This is a genomic window from Chitinophaga sp. SVR4-12A (genome assembly GCF_056754765.1).
This window is the reverse complement of record NZ_JBPGWP010000001.1, coordinates 1,851,844-1,871,847: the sequence shown is the minus strand read 5'-3', so window position 1 is coordinate 1,871,847 and position 20,004 is coordinate 1,851,844. Positions and strand designations below refer to the sequence as shown.

Annotated in this window: 12 protein-coding genes and 1 tRNA gene; 6 read left to right on the top strand and 7 right to left on the bottom strand. The window is 49.6% G+C overall.

Annotated features, from left to right (window positions below; translation table 11 throughout):
- The 4 genes from ACR9Y8_RS07510 to ACR9Y8_RS07495 are packed head-to-tail and all read left to right on the top strand — an operon-like array spanning position 1 to position 9,342.
- Positions 1 to 2,595 (top strand): sulfatase family protein, encoded by a 2,595-nt coding sequence (locus tag ACR9Y8_RS07510; protein ID WP_481212625.1) that lies wholly within the window; start codon positions 1 to 3, stop codon positions 2,593 to 2,595.
- Positions 2,592 to 4,277: an arylsulfatase gene (locus tag ACR9Y8_RS07505; protein WP_481212624.1), complete on the top strand. Its 1,686-nt coding sequence runs from the start codon at positions 2,592 to 2,594 to the stop codon at positions 4,275 to 4,277. The genes ACR9Y8_RS07510 and ACR9Y8_RS07505 overlap by 4 nt, the downstream gene beginning before the upstream one ends.
- 26 nt (positions 4,278 to 4,303) lie before the next feature.
- Positions 4,304 to 5,341, top strand: a complete 1,038-nt coding sequence (locus ACR9Y8_RS07500) for a glycoside hydrolase family 2 TIM barrel-domain containing protein (RefSeq protein ID WP_481212623.1) — start codon at positions 4,304 to 4,306, stop codon at positions 5,339 to 5,341.
- Positions 5,342 to 5,349: 8 nt separating this feature from the next.
- On the top strand, positions 5,350 to 9,342 hold the full coding sequence (locus tag ACR9Y8_RS07495) for a hybrid sensor histidine kinase/response regulator (RefSeq protein ID WP_481212622.1): 3,993 nt from the start codon (positions 5,350 to 5,352) through the stop codon (positions 9,340 to 9,342).
- Positions 9,343 to 9,393: 51 nt separating this feature from the next.
- On the opposite strand, the gene ACR9Y8_RS07490 is transcribed toward ACR9Y8_RS07495, so the two are convergent.
- The 7 genes from ACR9Y8_RS07490 to ACR9Y8_RS07460 form a co-directional block, all read right to left on the bottom strand.
- Positions 9,394 to 11,370, bottom strand: a complete 1,977-nt coding sequence (locus ACR9Y8_RS07490; RefSeq protein WP_481212621.1) for a hypothetical protein — start codon at positions 11,368 to 11,370, stop codon at positions 9,394 to 9,396.
- Between the two features lie 28 nt (positions 11,371 to 11,398).
- Positions 11,399 to 12,817 carry a 3-keto-disaccharide hydrolase gene (locus ACR9Y8_RS07485; protein WP_481212620.1) on the bottom strand — a complete coding sequence of 473 codons (1,419 nt, stop codon included), beginning with the start codon at positions 12,815 to 12,817 and terminating at the stop codon, positions 11,399 to 11,401.
- Positions 12,818 to 13,034: 217 nt separating this feature from the next.
- Positions 13,035 to 13,484: a hypothetical protein gene (locus ACR9Y8_RS07480; protein ID WP_481212619.1), complete on the bottom strand. Its 450-nt coding sequence runs from the start codon at positions 13,482 to 13,484 to the stop codon at positions 13,035 to 13,037.
- Between the two features lie 479 nt (positions 13,485 to 13,963).
- On the bottom strand, positions 13,964 to 15,562 hold the full coding sequence (locus ACR9Y8_RS07475; RefSeq protein ID WP_481212618.1) for a tetratricopeptide repeat protein: 1,599 nt from the start codon (positions 15,560 to 15,562) through the stop codon (positions 13,964 to 13,966).
- A 16-nt stretch (positions 15,563 to 15,578) separates the two neighbouring features.
- Positions 15,579 to 16,874, bottom strand: coding sequence for a hypothetical protein (locus tag ACR9Y8_RS07470; protein WP_481212617.1), 1,296 nt, complete (start codon positions 16,872 to 16,874; stop codon positions 15,579 to 15,581).
- A 146-nt stretch (positions 16,875 to 17,020) separates the two neighbouring features.
- Positions 17,021 to 17,104 (bottom strand) — tRNA-Leu (locus ACR9Y8_RS07465).
- A gap of 78 nt (positions 17,105 to 17,182) precedes the next feature.
- Positions 17,183 to 17,995 carry a 2,3,4,5-tetrahydropyridine-2,6-dicarboxylate N-succinyltransferase gene (locus ACR9Y8_RS07460; RefSeq protein WP_481212616.1) on the bottom strand — a complete coding sequence of 271 codons (813 nt, stop codon included), beginning with the start codon at positions 17,993 to 17,995 and terminating at the stop codon, positions 17,183 to 17,185.
- A gap of 113 nt (positions 17,996 to 18,108) precedes the next feature.
- On the opposite strand from ACR9Y8_RS07460, the gene ACR9Y8_RS07455 reads away from it, so the two are divergent.
- Complete coding sequence (locus ACR9Y8_RS07455; RefSeq protein ID WP_481212615.1) at positions 18,109 to 19,251, top strand: glycosyltransferase family 4 protein; 1,143 nt, start codon at positions 18,109 to 18,111, stop codon at positions 19,249 to 19,251.
- A 128-nt stretch (positions 19,252 to 19,379) separates the two neighbouring features.
- Positions 19,380 to 19,952, top strand: coding sequence for an L-threonylcarbamoyladenylate synthase (locus ACR9Y8_RS07450; protein ID WP_481212614.1), 573 nt, complete (start codon positions 19,380 to 19,382; stop codon positions 19,950 to 19,952).
- The last annotated feature ends 52 nt before the right edge of the window (positions 19,953 to 20,004 follow it).

Sequence of the window (20,004 nt, the reverse complement as noted above, 5' to 3'; positions counted from 1 at the left end):
ATGCTGAAGAGGATTTTTATAACACTGATGGTCTTGCTTCCTGCAGCAGTATTTGCGCAGGAGATTGGCGCCAACTTTAATCACGATCCCGAGATCATCGACATGGCGGTATTGCGGAGAACACCGGTGCAATGGATCCGGACCACGCCCTACATCTTTGAATATATCAATGGAGAAAAAGATCCCGCTACGGCGCCGGGCCTCCAAAAAATGATCGATGCAGCAAAGGCTGGTTATAAAGTGGCCTTTGGTTTCCGCTGGGATTTCAAAAAGTATTCACTGCGCATACCGCAGCCCGGTTCTGCAGAAGAGCAAAAGTATTTTGCTACCGCTACTGCTATACTGCAGCGTGTAGGCCCGTACGTACATGTGTTCAAGTTAGGTAATGAGCCCAACCTGGAAACCATGGAGCCGGACCTGCAGCTGAATGAAAAAGGAGTGGCGCCATTGGTGAGATTTACGGAAAGGCTCCTGGACGAAGTGGTGGAGCCTTATTACAAACAGCATCCGCAGCTTACCCGGCCCGATGTGTATACCGGTTCGTTACCTGCCCTGTTTGAAGAACAGCAGCAGAAAAAACCGGGCGTGCAGGGATTGATACGTTTGGCACAGGAGAACAATCGCATCAAAGGACTGTCTGTGCATCTGCATATCAGTGATTCCACAGATATGGACAAGGCATTTCAATTTGTGCGTTCCATCATGCCAGTTAAGCCGATTATCATTCCCGAATTCTCGCTCTTTCGCTTGTATAACCAGCATTTGTCTGATGAACTGGGCAGCACGGAGGCGGGTGTTACATTCGCAGGTAAATATCATTACCAGCCGGGCATGAAGCTGTACGAATGGTACAGCAAGGCGAATACAGAGAAGGTAAGCGCCGCGGAGTGGTCCGATCTCTTTGCTTCACGCGCATGGTTTCCGCCGCATTTCATGCAGACCTATTATCGCTATTTTCAAAAGTATGGGGTAGTGCTGGCAACCTATGGTTATCTCAGCCAGTCTGCACCCACAAAGGTGACGCCCAATACGCCTATATGGTTCATCAACCCGATCTTTCCCATGAAGAGCCTGCAGCGGCAGGCAGATGGGGGATATACACCGAACCCTTTGTGGTTTGATGATTTTGTAGATATCACCAATCGTGGCAGGCAACTGGCCCGCTCCAGGCCTAACATCATCATTTTATATGCAGATGATCTGGGCTATGGCGATCTGGGATGTTATGGTGCAAAAGCAGTAAAAACTCCCAACATTGATCGTCTTGCTGCTAAAGGATTGCGTTTCACGGATGCACATTGTACCGCCGCTACCTGCACGCCCTCCAGGGTATCGCTGCTAACCGGTGTATATGCTTTCCGCAACAATGCCGCTATCCTTCCCGGTGATGCGCCGTTGCTGATCCGGCCGGGAACAGTTACGTTACCGGGTGTACTGCAGCAGGCAGGTTACACTACTGCGGTGATAGGTAAATGGCATTTAGGCCTGGGCAGCGGTACCATTAACTGGAATGGGCACATCGCACCAGGTCCGAATGAGATCGGGTTTGACTATTCTTTTATTATTCCCGCTACTACAGACCGTGTGCCTACTGTATTTGTGGAGAATGGCCGCGTGCCCAACCTCAATCCTGCCGATCCTATTGCAGTCAGCTATGCGGGGAAGATAGGCGATGAGCCTACCGGGCTTTCAGACCCACAGCTGCTGAAACAGCGGGCGGATACGCAGCACAGCAACACCATCATCAACGGCATCAGCCGCATCGGTTTTATGACCGGTGGAAAGCTTGCCCGTTGGGTGGATGAGGATATCCCGCTGGTGCTGAATAGCAAGGCAAAGGATTTCATTATCCGGAACAGGAACCAACCTTTCTTTCTCTATTATCCTTTTCCTAATATCCACGTGCCCCGCACACCCAATAAGCAATTTGCTGGCAGTACAAAGCTCGGGCCGCGTGGTGATGTGATCGCGGAAATGGACTGGATGGCCGGGGAGATCACGCAGCTGCTGGATTCTCTGGGCATTGCAAAAAATACATTGATTATATTTAGCAGCGACAATGGTCCTGTACTGGGCGATGGGTACGAAGATTCCGCTGAAAAGCTGAACGATGGTCATCAACCCGCAGGGATATTCCGGGGCGGTAAATACAGCGCTTTTGAGGCAGGCACCCGGGTATCTACTGTTACCTACTGGCCGGGCCATATACAGCCCGGTGTTTCCCCTGCTTTGTGCTCACAGGTGGATCTGCTGGCATCGCTGGCAGCATTAACGGGGCGGGAGCTGCCGTCCGGCGCTGCACAGGACAGCCATAATGCGTTGGATGTATGGCTGGGCAGGTCAAAGCAGAACCGTAAATACCTGCTGGAAGAGTCTTATACCTTATCCTTCCGCAGGGATGGATGGAAGTACATCGCTCCACAGCAAAAGCCCGCGCCTGGCTGGCTGCAGAACAAGAAAATTGAAACGGGGCTGGAGCACACAGCACAGCTGTACGATCTGCAGCGGGATCCCGGCGAAGCGCATAACCTTGCAGCGCAACACCCGGAGATAGTAAACAATTTGAAACGAGAACTGGAAAAACTGATACAATGAACAAACTGGCTGTACTCTTAGCATCGATCGCTTTAACATCCTGTGCAGGAAGCCGCAAGAACAACCAGGCCGTGAATAAAGACGAACGGCCCAATATTGTGCTGATCCTGGCAGACGACCTTGGCTATTCAGACATCGGGTGTTATGGCGGTGAAATTCAAACGCCCAACCTCGATTACCTGGCGGCCAATGGCTTGCGCTTCAGGCGTTTTTACAACACTTCCCGCTGCTGTCCCTCCCGCGCATCCCTGCTCACTGGTTTGTATAACCAGCAGGCAGGTATCGGCGAAATGACAGCGGAAAGACCGGAGCCCGGTTACCGCGGCTATCTCACAGAGAACACTGTTACACTGGCGGAGGTATTGAAAGACGCGGGTTATCATACCGCCATGTCAGGCAAATGGCATGTATCCAATACTCTTGAACAGCCAACAAAAGAGGCACAGCTTAAATGGCTGAACCACCAGGCCTCTCATCCTTATTTCTCACCGGTAGAACAATACCCCGTGAGCAGGGGATTTGAAAAGTATTACGGCAACATCTTCGGCGTAGTGGATTATTTTGATCCCTTCAGCCTGGTGAATGGCACAACACCCGTTGAGCAAGTGCCGAAAGATTATTATCATACAGACGCCATCAACGACACGGCTGTCAGCTATATCAGATCATTCAGTAAGGAAGACAAACCCTTCTTCCTCTACGTAGCGCAAACAGCGCCGCACTGGCCGCTGCAGGCTTTACCGGAGGATATCAAAAAGTATGAAGATACCTACAAAGCCGGCTGGGACGCGATCCGCGAAGCCCGTTATAACAGGATGGTAAAGCAGGGATTGATCGATCCCGCCACCACGCCCTTATCACCACGTATCAACAAAGAGCTGAGCTGGGAGAATAATCCTGATAAGGAATGGGATGCAAGGGCGATGGCCGTTCACGCAGCCATGGTAGACCGTATGGACCAGGGCATTGGCCGCATCATCCAGGCATTGCGGGAAAGCGGAAAGCTGGATAACACCATCATCGTGTTCCTGAGCGACAATGGCGCCAGCCCGGAAAACTGTATGCGCTATGGCCCTGGCTTCGACCGCCCCGGCCAAACCAGGAATGGACAAGAGATCATCTACCCGGTGAATAAAAAAGTACTGCCAGGCCCGCAAACCACTTTCGCCTCTATCGGCGAAAGATGGGCCAATGTGGTGAATACGCCCTACCGTTATGCCAAAGCGCAATCTTATGAAGGGGGCGTGCGTACACCCATGATCGCCTTCTGGCCGAAAAATATCAAGGCTAAAGGAGCATTCACAGACCACCTGGGGCATGTGATGGATTTTATGCCCACCTTGCTGCAGGTAGCAAAAGCATCTTATCCTGCTACCTACAAAGGGCATAATATCACGCCTTACACAGGTCTGAGCCTGCTGCCTGCCTTTGAAGGCAAAGAGGGGAAAGAGCATGATGCACTGTACAATGAACATTTCAATGCCCGCTATATCCGTAATGGCGACTGGAAACTGGTATCCTTATCCGGCGATACTACCTGGCGCCTGTACAAGATTAACCAGGATGAAAGCGAGGTGAATGACCAGGCTGGCCAGCATCCAGACATGGTTTCCAAAATGGCGGCCCAATGGCAGCAATGGGCCAACACGCACAATGTATTTCCTAAACCCGGTAAAAAATAAAATCTATGTTTATAAAGAGATCAATTATGTTGATGGCCGTTGGCCTCTTATTTATCACCATAGCCACAGCGCAAGGCAAATGGACCGCTGCTAAAGCAAAAGAATGGTACGCTAAGCAGGGATGGCTGAGAGGAAGCAATTTTCAGCCTTCCACCGCTATCAACCAGCTGGAGATGTTCCAGGCGGAAACATTCGATACTGCTACCATCAACCGCGAATTGAGCTGGGCGCAACATCTTGGCTTTAATGTGATGCGGGTATACCTGCATCACCTGTTATGGGCAGGAGATAAGGAAGGATTCAAAAAAAGGCTGGACACCTACCTGTCCATCTCTTCCAAACATGGCATCAAAACGCTCTTCGTATTTTTTGACGATTGCTGGAACGACACTGCCTGGCTGGGCAAACAGCCGGCGCCTAAAACAGGCGTGCACAACTCCGGCTGGGTAAGAGATCCGGGCACCATGATCTACACGCATCCTGACACCATGAAGGTGCTGGAAGCCTATGTAAAGGATGTGCTCACCACTTTTAAGAACGATGACCGCATCCTGCTCTGGGACCTTTACAATGAGCCGGGCAACAACAAACAGTTTGGTAAAAGCATGCCGCTGTTGCAGAAAGTATTTCAATGGGCATTTGAAGTAAGGCCCTCTCAGCCTGTATCAGCAGGCGTTTGGGCCGACGGGCCTCCATTTGAAGCCCTGAACAAATTCCAGCTGGAAAACTCCGATGTGATCACCTACCACAATTACTCGTACATTGATGATCACAAACATACCATCGATACGCTGAAGAAGTACGGCCGCCCGCTGATCTGTACAGAGTACATGGCCAGGAGGAATGGCAGCTTGTTCCAGCTGATCATGCCCTTGCTGAAAGCGGAAAACATAGGCGCCATCAACTGGGGCTTTGTAAGCGGGAAAACCAACACCATTTACGCCTGGGACACACCGATGCCTGGTGGAGAAGAACCGAAATTATGGTTCCATGATATCTACAGGAAGGATGGAACACCCTTCAGCAAGGAAGAAGAAGCTTTTATCAGGAAGCTGTGTAAATGATATAATGAATGAAACGACTGATCTTTTTTTGCCTGCTATTCCTCTACTATCAAAGCAAGGGGCAGCCTATACGCTTCCGGAACTATTCCGTGGCGGACGGGCTGCCATCCAGCACCGTGCGCGCTATTGCGCAGGATGACCAGGGTTACCTCTGGTTTGGCACCAAGAACGGGATCAGCCGTTTTGACGGATATCAGTTCAGGAATTTTCAATATAAAAAGAACGATACCAGCTCCCTGGGAAACAACTTTATACATTGCATTACCAGGATAGACAATACCCATTTATGGATAGGCACTGAGAACGGTGTTTATATACTTGACCTGGAAAAGGAACAGTTCTCGCATTTCGGTCCGCCGAAGGAGAAAACCGTCTATGATATCATGCGCGACAAAGACGGTATGATATGGTTTGCATCACGGCTCAACGGTTTATATCGCTATGATCCGGTGAAAAGGTTCTTGCAGCATTTCAAGGCAGGCAACTCCGGGCTGTCCAGCGATGAGATCAGCAGGATAGCACAGGATGATGACGGGAATATCTGGATCGGTACATTCGGGAATGGCATTGACATTTACAACCCTTCCACCGGTTCATTCAGCAACCTGCGTTCCGCAACAAGCGGATTAAGCAACGATTATATTAATATCGTATACAAAGGCAGGGACGGCGTAATGTGGGCGGGTACCTGGAATGGCGGCCTATGTAAATGGCTGCCGCGCCAGCGCCGCTTCCAGGTTTACCGTAACGATGGAAGCCCTTATTCCATCAGGGATAATATTATAAGAGCCCTGTGCCAGGTTGCTCCTGATAAGATCTACGTGGGCACAGAGAAGGGACTAAATGTGCTGGATATCGCAACGGACAGGTTCACGGCATATACCAACAAGGCGGATGATCCGTTCAGCATCAGCGATAATGCCATTTATTCCATATTTCCTGATAAGGCAGGCACCATGTGGGTGGGCACCTTTTTTGGAGGCGCCAGCTACTTTAATGAAAAAGGCCCGGCATTTGAGCTGTATTATCCCACAGGAGAGCCGAATGCCTTATCCGGCCGCGCGGTGAGCTGTTTCCTCGAAGATGGCCCCGGCAAACTGTGGGTAGGTACGGAAGATGGCGGCTTGCAGTATTTCAACACCGCTACACACGCCTTTCAGCAATATCCTTTTCTGCCCGGGCAGCAGCCACTATCCTATCATAACATTCACACCTTATTAAGAGAGAAAGCCGGTAATATCTGGATCGGGCTCTTTGCCGGTGGGATCAATGTGCTGGACCCGAAAACAGGCAAGGTGGCATACTTTCAGCATGAGCCAGGAAATATTCACTCCCTGAACAGCAATAATGTTTTCTGCATTTACCAGGACAGGGATAACAAGATCTGGATAGGAACAGACAGGGGACTGGACCTGTACGACAGCGAACGCCGTGATTTTACACGCGTGCTGCAGGATGGTGTGAGCAACACCATTATCTACGATATTTACGAAGACAATAATAAAACGATTTGGTTTGCCACCTATAACGATGGCCTGATCTTCTATAACAAGAAAACCGATCAGTGGAATAAGGTAGGCGCAGAAGGCATGAGCAAACTGACCTGCCTTTATGACGATCACCAGGGAAACCTCTGGATAGGATCAGACGGCGGCGGTTTGCATAAATATAACTTTAACACAAAGCAGGTAGAACCCTACAATGATAAAACGGGCATCAGCGCGAATGTGGTGTATGGTATTCAGCAGGATGATGCTGGCCTGATCTGGATCACTACCAATAACGGTATCTACAGCATAGACCCGCTGCACGCAAAGGCAAGGCACTTTACGCCGCAGGACAACCTGCAAAGCCGGCAGTTCAATTACAAAGCCTTCAGCAAAATGTCTGATGGCAAGCTGTTTGCCGGTGGTATCAAAGGATTTAACGCCTTTTACCCGGAAAAGGTGTCCACTGTTACAGATAAGATCTACGTCTCCTTCACCAACTTTCAGCTGTTCAACAGGAACGTACCATTGTCTGAAGACGGGCCCTTGCAGCAACAGATCAATTACGCGCATAAACTGGTATTGCAGCATAATCAATCCGTCATGAGCTTTGAGTTTGCAGCGCTTAATTTCAGCGCACCCGAGAAACTGAGCTATGCTTATAAGATGGAAGGCTTTGATAAGGACTGGAACTACGTGGGCGATCAGCGTAAGGCCACTTACACCAATTTATCGCCCGGCACCTACACTTTCAAGGTAAAGGCTACAGCAGATAAAGGAAACTGGAACGTGCCTGAATCCACCATGCAGTTGGTGATAAAACCACCATTTTATAAAACCACGCTGGCATATATAATTTTCATATTACTGGCGCTGGGGGCGGCTTACGGTATTTACCGGTATTCGTTCAACTACATGCGGAAGCAGAACCAGATCAAAATAGAGCGACTGAAGAACAAAGAAGAGCAGGAATTCTACGCCAGGAAGATAGAATTTTTTACAGTGATGGCGCATGAAATAAGAACGCCTTTGTCGCTGATCATTGCGCCTCTGGAGAAATTGCTTGCCATGAACAAGTGGCGGCCGGAAGAAAAACAGCAGCTGGCCACTATGGACGAAAATGCCGAGCGCTTAATGGACCTGGTGAATCAACTGCTTGATTTCAGGAGGATAGAAAGTGATGCATATGAGATCCGCAAAGAGAACGTGGAGATCATATCACTGGTGCAATCTGTTTACTCCCGCTTTTCTTCCCTGCCATATCAAAAGGATATTGCGTTCACGATGAGCACCCGCCTGAGCAGGCTTCCTTTGCACGCAGATCCGGAGGTGCTGAATAAGATCCTGAGCAACCTGCTCATCAATGCATTCCGGTTTGCAAAAACGAAAGTGAGCATCTCTGTTTTTGATATTGCAGGCGTTGAAGGAGAAGGGGCACGTCTCTGTATCAGCGTAGAAGACGATGGCATAGGCATTCCCGCTGCTCATTTAAAGAACATTTTCAAACAGTTCTTCACTACTGCTACTGAGAGCCAGGGCACGGGCATTGGTCTGGCGCTGGCCAATTCGCTGGCCGAAAAGCATGGTGGAAAGCTGCTGGTAGAAAGCAGGGAAGGGGAGAAGACCATCTTCACCCTGGAACTACCACTGACCGGACAGCCACCGGCGCAGCAGGAACGGAATGCCGGAGCAGCGATCATCGACGAAGCACGGCCATTGATCCTTGTGGCGGAAGATGATCCATCCATACAAACATTCCTCGCAGAGAGCTTCCAGGACAACGGTTATAACGTGGTGAAAGCAGCCAATGGTAAGGCCGCGCTGGAGCTGATAGAAGCGCATGCTATCGACCTGGTCATCTCTGATATCATGATGCCGGAGATGGATGGTCTGGAATTATGTTACCAGGTAAAAACCAATATCGAGTACAGTCACATCCCCTTTGTACTGCTCACCGCCAGGGGCAATAGCGAATCGGAACTAAAAGGTATAGAGGCCGGTGCGGATGCCTATATTATGAAGCCTTTTAAATGGAAGCATATTGCAGCCGTAACAAAGAACCTGATTGCTTCCCGTGAAAAGCTGCGCCTGAAATTCTCTGAACAGCCTAACAGCGATGTGAGCGTACTGGCCACCAACAGCCGCAATAAAGCCTTCATGGAAAAAGTAGTGAGCATTATTGAAGAGCGCATCATTGATCCGCAGCTTTCAGTAGAAGAGCTGAGCCGCGATATGGCCATGAGCCGTTCCAACCTGCATAAGAAACTGAAATCTCTCTCGGGCTATGTGCCCAATGAACTGATAAAGCTGGTAAGGCTGAAGCATGCTGCAAAGCTGCTGCAAACAGCTGATCATACGGTTACAGAGATCGCTTATATGACCGGTTTCAGTTCTCCATCTTATTTCTCCAAATGTTTTCTGCAACAGTTCAAGGTAACGCCGAGAGAGTATGCTGAAATGAAGACGAAGCCGGGCACGCAGCAGATAGAAGACCTGATGAAGGGGGAAAATTAAAAGGGCCGGCCCTTTTGGCCAGCCCAGTGTTATTTGTCATTGATCTCTCTCTTATTTCGCCGCTGTTTTTCCTGTAGTCAATGAATTGATCCATGCTGCTATCTTCAGTGCCTCTGCTTTGGGCACGTTCGGCATAGGCGGCATCTCTGTAGCATAACCGCTCCAGTTTTGTGGCTGGGGGTTATAGATCAGGCTTACGATCTTGTCATTGCTGTAGTTACGCTTTGCCACATCGATAAAAGCAGGTCCTACCTGTCTTTTGTTGGCATTGTGACAAGCGGAGCAGGTATATTTGGCCAGTAAGGGTTTCACCTCTTCATAGCTAGGAGCTACTACCGCTTTAGTGGCGGTGGTTGTCTTTGCTTTTGCAGCAGCGGCAGTTTTGCCGGCAGCGCTTTTTGCTTTGGCAGCTTCTTCAGCCGCTGTTTTTGCAGCAGCTTCCGTGGCGGAATTGCGTGTGCTCAGCTCACTCGCCGCCAGGCGGTTTCCTTCCGGTATGCTATGCAGGGTGTAGTAACCGGTAGGATGTACCAGCGAATAGAAATGTTCTTTCTCGCGTACACCTTCCAGGGTGATGTTGTGCACATAATGCTTGCGCAGGTTGTCTACCACCAGCCTTACTTTCAGTCCATCCGCAGATACTTTCACACCTTTGACAGGGCAAGTCTCTACGTTTACCGGGGGACTGCCATATACCGGATGATATTTGTAGGTAAAGCTTTCCACGGAATAAGAAGCCAGGTCGTTGGCTGATTTTTCATCTACCGGCTGGGTAAATGTTATCTCAAAGCCGTCGGGCATGGCCTTTACGGTCTGCATTTCAAAAGGCGTTTTTTCTTTGTTCCATACCAGTCGCTGTAAGCCTTCATTCGCTTCACCGGCAGAGCCCCAGCCGCGGTTGGTCTCACCTACGAAGAGGGAACCGTCTTTAGCCCAGGCCATACGTAATACACCAGATTGGAAGCCGTTGCGGAAATCAAAAGCTACGCCCTGGTATTCTCCGTTCACTTTTTCCAGTTCCACGCGCATGATCTTGCTTTGTCCCTGGTCGCCTACCAGCAGCTGGCCGGTGAAAGGACCGAAGCTGCCTTCAGGAATAGGCACGATCTCGGAGTTGGAAATACCTAATACGCCGTGCGGCAGTATTACAGCAGGCAGGCGCAGGGTAGGGATCTTTTCTTTTACTTCCGCCAGTGTAACGAATTTTTCATTCACTACATTCTCCGGCTTGATATAACGTCCTTCTGCATTTTTATTGCGGCGCGGGTCTACCAGCGCATACAGTTCTTCGGTGGTCAGCTTCACGGGTGAATTCGGCATGTTGGTCCAGCGAAGACCTGCAGGGTGCCCGATGAAATCGCCTTTCTTTACCTGCCATACACCGCCGGAGCCTACCCAGTCGCCCTGGTTATCGGTGTAGAACAATTCACCGTCTATCATCCCTAGTCCGCAGGGAGAGCGGAAACCAGTGGCATAAGGTGTCATTTGTCCGTCGGGGGTGATATTCATCATCCAGCCGCGCCAGGGTACCCGGCTTTCGCCGCGCCACCATTCTTCGTCGCCAAAGGCTACGTTGGCAGATACAAAGAAGGAACCGTCAGGCGCTATTTTCGGGCCAAAGCTGTATTCATGATAGTGGGCGGACAAAGGCCAGGCATATACGGTTTCATATACATCGGCTTTGCCGTCCATATTAGTGTCTACCAGCTTTGTGAGCTCGCCGCGCTGTGCACAGTAAAGGGCGCCGTCTTTCCAGGCCAGGCCCAGCACTTCATGCAGGCCGGAAGCGAATTTCCTGAAATAAGGTTTGCGGCTGGTAGGGTTTTCTACGATGTAGATATCGCCGCGGCGGGTGCTCACACCCAGGTCGCCGTTAGGCATCATTACCAGTCCGCCTACTTCCAGCAGGGTACCCTCCGGAGAGCTCACTTTCACAATCTTCGAAAAATCCTCTTCCTTGGGAGTTTCCTGCCCAAACGCGCTGCCCGATAAAGCAGTGAGGAGCAATGTTTTATAGATCAGTTTCATTTGTTAGTATTTGTCGTTCTCTTCCGGTTTAAAAAAGTATGGAATAGGCCAGTTTGCCTTTTACAGGCACGATCAGTTCCTGGTGGCCGTTGCTCTGACGTACAACCGGTTTAGCGCCGGCAGCGTCATTGAGCTGGAGATAGTAGGATCTGCCGTCTATCACATACATGCCATCTGGCTGCGCTACGATGCTGCTGCCTTCTGCAAGCTTTGCATACAGGCCTTCGCCGGGATTTTCCACGCTCAACTCGCGGGTCAGACCGTGGCCGTCGTCCATTACTTTGATAACATCTGTCACAGCCGAGCCGTAGATGAAGTAGCGGAAAGCCGGCCTGTCTTTTTCGTCCAGCACATAGCCTTTGGGACGGTAACCGGTGCCGCTGCTATCGCTGATCCAGGCGGCATCGGGTGTGGACAGCCTTGCCAGCGCGAATGCCGGTTTACCAAAGTATTGCACGGTACCGCGGGGACGGGAGCAACCGTTGCCCCTGTCGTGCCACATGGGAGTGGCGTCCAGGAAGCCGCCGCGCCATACCTGGAGCAGCATGCCTTTGTCCAGATCATAGGTATAATGTACCTGCAGCGGACTACCTACGGATACGGCATGCGGAATGCGCGCACTGCCTGGCACGTCCATAAAGCTGCGCAAGATGGTATTGGAGGAAGTAGCATCTACCAGGATAGGGTCTACGTCGTCGCGACGGCTATACGCCGGTTCTTTATCCGGGTTAGCGGTTTCGATGCGGATATTGCGGAAGGCAACGGCGCCATGATCGCCCTGCAGGCGGAGGGGGCCGGAGGCTTTTTCATCGCCGCCGCCAATAGAGCCGCGGGTGGGGCCCATCAGTTCTACGTCATCGTGAATAACAACGCCGTTCAGCTCAATACGCAGCATGCGGGCATTGGCTGTTTTGTGACCGGCAGCATCAAAGCGTGGAGCGCGGAAAGCTATTTTCATATGCTGCCACAGGCCCGGAGCACGGCTGGCGTTCACGCGGGGCGCATAGCCTTCGTAGCCTTGCTGTCCTTCGGGACGGCGGTCATCCCAACGCTCATAAATACCGCCATTATCGCCGGGGCGGGGATTGGTAACGCTCCAGCTGTCCAGCAGCTGGATCTCATACCTGCCCTGCAGATAAATACCGGAATTGGCGCCGGGCGCCATCATATAATCCAATTCCAGCTCCATATCGCCATATTCGGCTTGGGAAAACAGGTCCTGGCCCGGATGCTTCTTATCAGGCAGGTTCACCAGCACGCCTGTTCCGTTCACCGGGAACAGCACATCGTGCTTGTTAAGGTCTGCACTAACATCAGCCGCAATCTGCCAGCTTTTACCAGGATCGCGGAAAGCGGAAAGATCCTGTAAGGAGATGTTGGAAGCCTGGCCTGCCGCAGTGCCGCTTAACACAATACCGGCGCCGCATAGGCATACAAAGCCCGTCAAAGACCGGCTTGTATTTCTTTTCGATCTAAGTACCATAACGTTCAGTAAATGAGTTGGCAAGATAGTGATTGCAGAGGCTGGGTACAAGCCCGTTCATCAAAATATGTGGACAGTGTCCACACAATTACTATGGAAATCGGTTGCAAGTGTTGACATTAAAAAACGGTTACAGATCAATGATCGTAACCGTTTAGGTGTACCAGGTGTTTATTTCATTTCAAAAAGCAGGTGCTCTTTCAATATATTTCCAGGTCGTTTCTTCTGTAGCCTTTACCTGTATTTCACCATTCGAAGTCAATTCAACGTTTTCAAGTTCATAAAGCCCTGATTTAAAATTGGCGGGAATGTCCAATCCCTCTACCCGGGCGGAGTCTGGAATGGTCTTTCCATCTCCTTCCGAAATAACTTCAAGGATTTCCAGTTTTTGCATGGGACAAAAATACATCACCACACCACCATGATCCAGGGCGAGGCGAACCGGTGATAAATTTGCTCTCACTGTTCCGCCATGCGACATTTTTTCTTCCTGCATCCTTTTCTGCAGTACGTTGGGTTGTGAAAAAGCGGTAACAGTTACGTTGGAAGGTGCGGTGTCAGGACTGGGCTCGTAAGTCCGTCCTCCTCCTCCGCCAAAAAAGTCCTGGAGGGCTGCAAATACCATGTTCATACAAAAAGATTTTGATAGATGAATGCAAAACCCGAATAGCGCGAGACCCTATCTGTCGTGGAATAAATAAATCGGCATTAAACCATTTCAGCACGAAATACCTCTTTGCTTATATGCTGCAATTAATGGGCCTGCCTGAATGAAAAGCGGCCAAGTTCGTTTTTTTTATTTGCGGGAAATTTCGTAGATTCTAAGGTTCACTCATAAGCAATGTGCTTTGCCACATGGCAACAATTTGCTTCAGATCGAAGGTATTCGATGAAAGATGACAAGTTTGTCGTGATAGATCGAAGGTGTTGAATGTAAGATGACAGATCTGCGCCGCCAGCTGACAGATGTATCGTTCGAGATGACAGATGTATAGCCCCACCTGACAGGTGTACAGTGACAGATCGAAGGTGTTCGATGTAAGATGACAGATGTAAGCTGCCAGCTGACAGATGTGCGGTGTAAGACGACAGATGTAAGGGTCCAGACGTTTAATCTGCTGATTCAGCAGCTATCTGCGCTATCCAGCCTCTCGCCATAATATAGCCCGGGTTATGTTTCAGGGCGATGGAAAATTTTTCTATAGCTGTAACCGATTGTTTTAGAAAGTAATAACAAAGCCCCATATTATACAAGGTGATATCCTTTTCGCCAAAATGATGTATTGATTTTTCGTAGTATTCCAGGGCCTGCTCATAGTGCATGGTTTCCTGGAAAAAAACACCGATATCAAAAAAGGTATCCGCTGTTTTTGGCAGCATATAAAAATTTTCCTCAATTACAGGCATCTTCTCTTTCAGGTCTTCAATGTCTGAAGTCCTGGCATACCCGTTCCTGATCTGGTTAATGATAATATCGCGGCAACTGTTGAATACCCTGGGATCCCATCTGATAGCGCCCAGAAGAGGCAGGATAGCCTCTATGCTGGCAAGATTTGCGGTGAAATTATAATTCAGGAACAGGTTGTTGATGGTGGAATGACCAAAGGAGTTTAAGGATGTCTCCAGGGCGAGCGACGTTTCCTGCATGTCAGCAAAGGTAAAACCGCTGATAAATGCGCTGGTGGTAAGGGCCTGCTCGGTGAATTGGTTAAAGCTGTCGCCCCCTGTCAGCTTAAAATATTGGCTGATGGCATCAAAGTTTACAGACAAAGAGAAGCAGTTATCGTGAAAAACAGGCTCAGGCGGTTCTTTCTGATTGATTTCAAGATGCTTTGAGAAACCCTTGTCAGAACTGATCAGTAATAACCGGTTATTCGAAATATTCAAGAGATTCTTTATGCACATTAAGGGACCTATGGGAAAAGAAATATACTGATTATTGGCAGTGGTTTTATAGTGCAGCAGTAATTGGTTCAGCACTTCATGATGATAATATGGCAGCTGTGCTTCCTGGAAATTGAACGACACTTTTACCTGGTTCAGCTGAACAATGCGCTCATCATCCATATTAGTGGCATCGGTTGTCAGCTTGCAAAGTCCTTCCAGTAGCTTATCATCTGAGATATGAAAAACATCATGCCTTAATGAATCGAAACAATAATTGGCAATGAATACGAAGGGGTTCTTTTCATCCTTATTTTCTTCTTTGCAGAGGGTGACTTTTGACCGGGTCAGGAAAATCTCTTTTGAGTATTCAGCATCGAAGTTGGCAAAGTCCAGCTGCCCGGCAGCAATATAAGGTTGAAAAGCTTCATGCGACATCCAGAAATCGATGTTCTCCTGGATCAGGTCTGTCATTACATATACCAGCTTCACATCAACAGAGAGCGCTGCTTTCAGCTCGAAAAGCCGTTTTAAAAGATAAAAGCTAAAGGTGCCAGAGCCTGCCCCGATCTCAACAATATAGAAAGGACTAGTGGGATCAAGACTGTTTTTCTTCGTGCAATCCTGGATGAACCGGATGATGATATTTGCATATGAATTGGCGATGTAGGGATTGCTGGTGATATAGAACGGGATCTTATTTGCCCAGGCGTTGATACTTTGCTTTAAATAATATGCTCTTTGGTAGTCCCACATCATGCTTTGCGTAAAAGGAATATTTTCATCCAGGATGAGCTCATTAGAGGTAGGTATCGTTGCTTCCATACTGATACAGGTGTGCTTAGTTTATTTTAAAGAAGGGATTGTAGCCGCCTATGCTGGTATAGTGCATGGTTGCATAGGAAATTCCGTTCACCGGGTCATAAACGATCCGGCTGGCAGTTGGGCCGCCATTGAATTCCATGTAAAGGCTCGGCGCACCATCAGTAAGGGCCCAGGCCACCACAGAAGACCGTTTATGATCATTGGTGGGAGCGGTCCAGGGAGCTGCAGCAGGCCGCGGCAATGCTGGCAGCCAGCCGGCCACATTGTGATGAGCGTCTCTTCCGGCAGGCAAAGTTGCCAGGTCTGCTATATATTGAGCTCCCCGTGCTGCTTTTTTCATCGGCGAAGGATTGAGTACGTGCAGCGCTTTGAAAGCAGTATCAACGGCTGTGGCGATATTATTGGCTGTTGCATCAACCCCATTCAAGGCAGCCTGGCTGATCACATTGGTGACTCCTTTATCACGGCTTTTTGAGGTACTGACAGTTATCATGTTATTAAAATCCGCTTTGGCAGCTTTTGTTTGTAATCCGTGCCCGAAGATCCGGTCTTTCATAAAATCGTGCAGGGCTGTCGTGATGGCATTGGTCACGATATCTTTTTGGTTCTGTGGCAGCGCGCCCAGGTTAGGGTTGGCAGTAGGATATCTGCCAAGTACCTCTGTGGAAAGGTCTGCAGCAAGTGTTGGTACGTCTGCCGAAACGATCTGCTTTCCGGCATCGTTGCTCAAATGATTGAATGCATTGGTCACAGGCTGCTTATATATTTTTTGCAGGTTGCCCTTGGCAGTTTTATTAGCCGCAGTTAATATCCCCGATGTTTTTTGCTGGTTAACATCGAAATCATACTTTATGTTGTGCTTTGGATCATAGTCTACAGTCGTTACCTGTAGCATGGCCCGTTGTACGGTGCCTTTACCGGAATGTAAATGAGGCGCCCTGTCTGTATTTAATGCCGGCTGAAAAAACGCATGCTGTGCAAGGGCGCCTGATATTTTCTGCACTACCGCATCGGCTGCCTCATTTACGGTTGCCTTTGCCTGTTGGGCAACATGCCAGTTCTCCCTGGGTGAATTATTTCCCTTTAGCTGCGCGGTGTTAAACGTACGGCGGTTGGCTACGGCGTGCAGTACCTTCAATTGCTTTACCTGCGGGCTGTTATTGGCTGCTTCCTGCAGTTGCCGTTGGGCAACATGCTCAGGGGCGCTATTTCCCGCCTGAAAAGTTTCGGGATCGTTGATTTGTGGTACTGCCGGATGATTGGCAACAGCATTGGCTTTGGTAGCGGGATTTTTATCTGCCTGGGATTTCATTATTTCGAGGGTTCAATTGTGTAAGCTATATTCACAATAGTCACACCCTATAAAAATAATGTTTTTAACCGGGAGAGAAAAGTCAGCGGAGAGATTTGCGTTAAATAAAAAACGGTTGTAAATCTTATGACTTACAACCGTTTTCGTGCCCAGAACTGGATTCGAACCAGCACGCCCTTGCGAGCGCTGCGACCTGAACACAGTGCGTCTACCAATTTCGCCATCTGGGCAACCGTGTTAAGGGATTGCAAAGGTATATAACTTTTTTATTCCTGCAAATTTTTCTTTCACAGAAAGGAAAAAAGTTGTTACACCGCTACATTGAATTCCCTCAAAGTATCGTTCAGACTGGTTTTGAGATCAGTAGATGCTTTACGCTGGCCAATGATCAGCGCACAGGATACCTGGTATTCTCCGGCAGGGAATTTCTTGGTGATCGTGCCTGGTATTACCACGCTGCGCGCAGGTACATAACCTTTATATTCTTTCGGCTCGCTGCCGCTCACGTCAATGATCTTGGTGGACTGTGTCAGCACCACGTTGGCGCCCAGCACCGCTTCTTTTTCTACGCGAACGCCTTCTACTACAATGCAGCGGGAACCGATAAAGCAGCCGTCCTCGATGATCACCGGGCTGGCCTGCAGCGGTTCCAAAACGCCGCCAATACCTACGCCGCCGCTCAGGTGCACGTGCTTGCCGATCTGCGCGCAGGAGCCTACCGTAGCCCAGGTATCCACCATGGTACCTTCGCCTACATAAGCGCCGATGTTCACGTAAGAAGGCATCAGGATAGCGCCTTTGGCAATATATGCGCCGTAACGGGCAATAGCATGCGGAACCACGCGTACGCCCAGGTCTTTATAATTGCTTTTCAGCTTCATTTTATCATAGAACTCAAAAGGGCCCATGTTAATGGTCTCCATCGGCTGTATGCAAAAGTACAGGAGTATGGCCTGCTTCACCCATTCGTTTACCTGCCATCCGTCGGCGGTGGGCTCCGCTACTCTTAAATTACCTTTGTCTACCGCTTCTATTACCGTCCGTATCGCGTCTGTATAGGTCGTTTCCTCCAACAGATTGCGATCGTTCCAAACGGTCTGAATTTGCTCTTTTAGTTCCATTGTTGACAATTTTTTGCAAATATACTCGCCAGGGTGGACAATGGGAAGAGTGCTGGCGGATCCGCACATTTTTTCTTTACTTTGCCCTCCTATAGTACCAAAACACACACACTTTGAACATCGCCTTCGATGCCAAACGCGCTTTTCAGAATACCACGGGTTTGGGAAACTACAGCCGTTCCCTGATCAGCGCCCTGGCCGTTCATTTTCCCGAACATCATTATTATCTGTTCGCACCTAAGAAAACGGGCCTCTTTAATACCACTCCATTTGCGGATATGCAGGTGGTTCTCCCGCAGCGGCCTTTACACCGCTTTTTCCGCGGCGCCTGGCGCAGCAAATATGTGGTGGGCGATCTGCAACAGCACCAGATCGGTCTGTACCATGGCCTGAGCCACGAAATACCTTTCGGCATCCACCGTAGCGGTATCAAAAGTGTGGTCACCATGCATGACCTCATTTTCGAGCGCTACCCTGAACAGTATAACCCGATCGATGTACAGACCTATCGCCGTAAGGCCAAATATGCCTGCCGTTATGCCGATAAGGTAGTGGCGATCAGTCAGCAAACCAGGGAAGACCTCATCACCTATTATAATACTGATCCGGAAAAGATCGCGGTAGTATACCAGAGCTGCGATCCCGCATTCGCTGTTCCGCATACGCCGGAGCAGCTGCAGGCCATGCGCCGGCAATACAATCTGCCGCAGGAATACCTGCTGTATGTAGGCTCCGTGATCGAGCGCAAGAATCTCCTGGGCCTTGTGAAGGCCCTGCATGTATTGAAAGGACATATAGATCTGCCACTGGTAGTGCTGGGAGATGGCAAGGGCTACAAGAAACAGGTCAAGGCATTTACCGCCGCACATGGCCTGGAGCAGCAGGTGATATGGCTGAACGAACAGCGCAGGCTGCCTTATACAGAGCTTCCCATGCTCTACCAGGCCGCTAAGGCTTTCCTGTATCCCTCCACTTTTGAAGGTTTTGGTATTCCGATCCTGGAAGCATTATGGAGCCGCACCCCCGTGATCACCTCCCGCGGGTCCTGTTTTGCAGAAACCGCCGGCGATGCTGCCCAATATACCGACCCGCTGGATCCCGTGTCTATCGCGCACGCTATCCGCCGGGTAGTAGAAGATGCATCACTGGCACAGGATATGAAAGAAAAAGGCTGGGCCCATGCCCACCGGTTCACCCCGGATAAATGTGCTGCAGCCATGATGAATGTATATAATAGTTTGAGGTTTGAAGTTTGAGGTTTGAGGTTCGTTTGAAGTTGGATGTTCAGGATCAAGCGTGCCGTAAAGGTATAATGATCCCGGACCTCTAACATTTAACGAACCTCAAATCTCAAACTTCAAACCTCAAACCTCAAAAACTTTATATGACAGACTTTGAGAACGATATCACCGCCAGTTTGCGCGTACTGAACGCCGGAGGCCTCATCCTCTATCCCACAGATACCATCTGGGGCATCGGCTGCGATGCCACTAACGAAGATGCTGTAAAAGAGGTGTTCACGCTCAAACAACGGGAAGAAAGCAAAAGCCTGGTAGTACTGCTGGCCGATGTCAGAGACCTGCTGAGGTATGTGGCGCATCCCCATCCCAACATCGCAGACATCCTGGAGAAAGTGGACCGCCCCACTACGGTGATATACGACGGCGCCCTTGGACTGGCCCCCAGCGTGGTAAGCCAGGACGGCAGCGTGGCCATCCGTATTGTTCACGATACTTTTTGCCGCCACCTGGTAAAACGCCTGCGTAAACCACTGGTGTCCACATCCGCCAATATCAGCGGACAGCCATCACCTGCCACCTTTGCAGACGTGAGCCCCGAGATAAAAAATGGCGTGAACTATGTAGTGCAATACCGGCAGCATGATATTACACCAGCGCAGCCCTCCCGTATCATAAAGATCCTGCGCAACGGCGATATCCAGGTTATACGGGAGTAACCATTTGCAAGTACTTAATAATGATACACTTGTTACTTATTATTCATTATTA